Origin of the sequence: Capnocytophaga sp. oral taxon 329 str. F0087 (assembly GCF_000213295.2) — a bacterium.
GTDB lineage: Bacteria > Bacteroidota > Bacteroidia > Flavobacteriales > Flavobacteriaceae > Capnocytophaga > Capnocytophaga leadbetteri_A.
The window spans coordinates 1-2,128 of record NZ_KN390087.1 but is presented as its reverse complement, the minus strand read 5'-3'; the positions used below and the strand labels follow the sequence as shown (position 1 = coordinate 2,128).

Annotated in this window: 3 protein-coding genes; 2 read left to right on the top strand and 1 reads right to left on the bottom strand. The window is 43.0% G+C overall.

Annotation, left to right across the window (positions count from 1 at the left end):
- Positions 1 to 142 (bottom strand): AIR carboxylase family protein (locus HMPREF9074_RS11425; RefSeq protein ID WP_034540976.1); only part of this gene is annotated, 142 nt, incomplete at its 3' end.
- A 241-nt stretch (positions 143 to 383) separates the two neighbouring features.
- Between HMPREF9074_RS11425 and HMPREF9074_RS12215 the strand changes: the two genes are divergently transcribed.
- Positions 384 to 524 (top strand): hypothetical protein, encoded by a 141-nt coding sequence (locus tag HMPREF9074_RS12215; protein WP_155846596.1) that lies wholly within the window; start codon positions 384 to 386, stop codon positions 522 to 524.
- A gap of 224 nt (positions 525 to 748) precedes the next feature.
- Positions 749 to 2,128 (top strand): CTP synthase (locus tag HMPREF9074_RS11420; RefSeq protein ID WP_034540974.1); only part of this gene is annotated, 1,380 nt, incomplete at its 3' end.

Genomic DNA, 2,128 nt, shown 5'->3' with positions numbered 1-2,128 from the left:
CAAAATCCATTAGTTTTTCAGGAGTGCGGTGTGCCGATACTATATCAACCACGGTTTCTATGTCGAAAGAACGGAGTATATCGACTGCCTCTTGCATCACGGGCAAGTCGCTTTTGCTCCCCATTACAACAGCTACTTTCATTTCAGGAATTAATAATTTGCCGCAAAAGTAATACAAAAAAAATAAAAAAACAAATTATTTTTTTGTTGGCTTTTGATAGGAATGGGAGGTCTGGGAGGAATGGGAGGGCTGAGAGTAGCCTATTTTTCTGGTTTTGTTGCGGATTTCATAATAAGTTTTGTTGGGGCTTCCTATATTCTTTCTATATCTATTATATATTTTTTCTGTACTGAAGATATAATTGCAGTATTTTTAAAATAAAGTGAAAAATATTAGGAATTTTGCAGGTAGGACGAGTGGGAGTGCGAGCCGCACGGGCAGAGATGTGGGACGGGTGGGACAGGTGAGACAAGTGGGACGGGTGAGAGTGCGAGCCGCATGGACAGAGAAGTGGGATAAGTGAGACAAGTGGGACAGGTGAGACAAGTGGGACAGGTGAGACAAGTGGGACAGGTGAGACAAGTGGGAGTGCGAGCCGCACGGGCAGAGATGTGGGACAAGTGGGGCAGGTGAGGCAGGTGAGATTAAGGGAATTATGGGGAGAAAGAATAGGCGAACAAAGAGTTAATGATATTTATTTTTTGTAGTTTTGCTTTTTATTCGTAATTTTGCGGCAAAATAAATGAAATGGCAACTAAATATATATTTGTAACAGGAGGCGTTACGTCTTCTTTAGGCAAAGGTATTATCGCAGCCTCACTGGCTAAACTATTGCAGGCTCGTGGCTATAGGGTTACTATTCAGAAGTTTGACCCTTATATAAATGTAGACCCGGGGACTCTGAACCCTTATGAACACGGCGAATGCTTCGTAACCGAAGACGGCGCCGAAACCGACCTTGACTTAGGACACTATGAACGTTTCCTAAATGTGCATACTTCGCAGGCTAACAACGTAACTACAGGACGTATCTACCAAAGTGTTATAGAAAAAGAAAGACGAGGCGAGTTTCTCGGTAAAACTGTACAGGTAGTACCCCACATTACCAACGAAATAAAAGAACGCATACAAATACTAGGCAAAACAGGTGAGTACGACATCGTTATCACTGAAATAGGTGGGACTGTAGGCGATATAGAATCGCTACCTTATATAGAGTCGGTGCGCCAACTATTATGGGATTTGGGAGAGCATAATGGTATAGTTATTCACCTTACTTTAGTGCCATATCTGGCTGCCGCTGGTGAGCTTAAGACTAAACCTACTCAGCATAGCGTAAAAATGCTGATGGAAAGTGGTATACAAGCCGATATATTGGTATGCCGCACTGAACACGAACTTTCTGATGAGCTTCGCTATAAGTTAGCCCTCTTCTGCAACGTAAAACGCGAGGCGGTAATACAATCAATAGATGTTTCGACCATTTATGATGTACCTAACCGAATGCTTTTAGAAGGGCTTGATAAAGTAGCCCTTAAGAAGTTAGACCTCCCTTACAAAAATGACCCAGATTTGACCCAATGGAACGCTTTCTTGCAACGATATAAAAACCCTAAACACCGCGTGAAAATAGGTTTGGTGGGTAAATATGTGGAGTTGCAAGATTCGTATAAATCAATCTTAGAGGCATTTATACATTCGGGAGCCGCTAATGAGGTGCGTGTGGATGTGGAAAGCATTCACTCTGAACATATCAACGAGGAAAATATAAAAGCTAAATTAGGGCATTTGGACGCCGTATTAGTAGCGCCAGGTTTTGGAGGACGCGGTATAGAAGGCAAAATAAAAGCTATAGAGTACGTGCGCGAACACAACATTCCTTTCTTAGGCATCTGCTTAGGTATGCAAATGGCGGTAATAGAGTTTGCCCGTCACGTAGCAGGACTTAAAGGAGCTAACTCTACCGAAATGGACGAGCATACGCCTTACCCTGTGATTAGCCTAATGGAAAGTCAGAAGCAGATTACCCACAAAGGAGGTACGATGCGCTTAGGTGCTTGGGCTTGTGAGCTGACCAAAGGTAGCAAGATATACGAAGCATACGGCAAAGAACAGATTTCGGAGCGC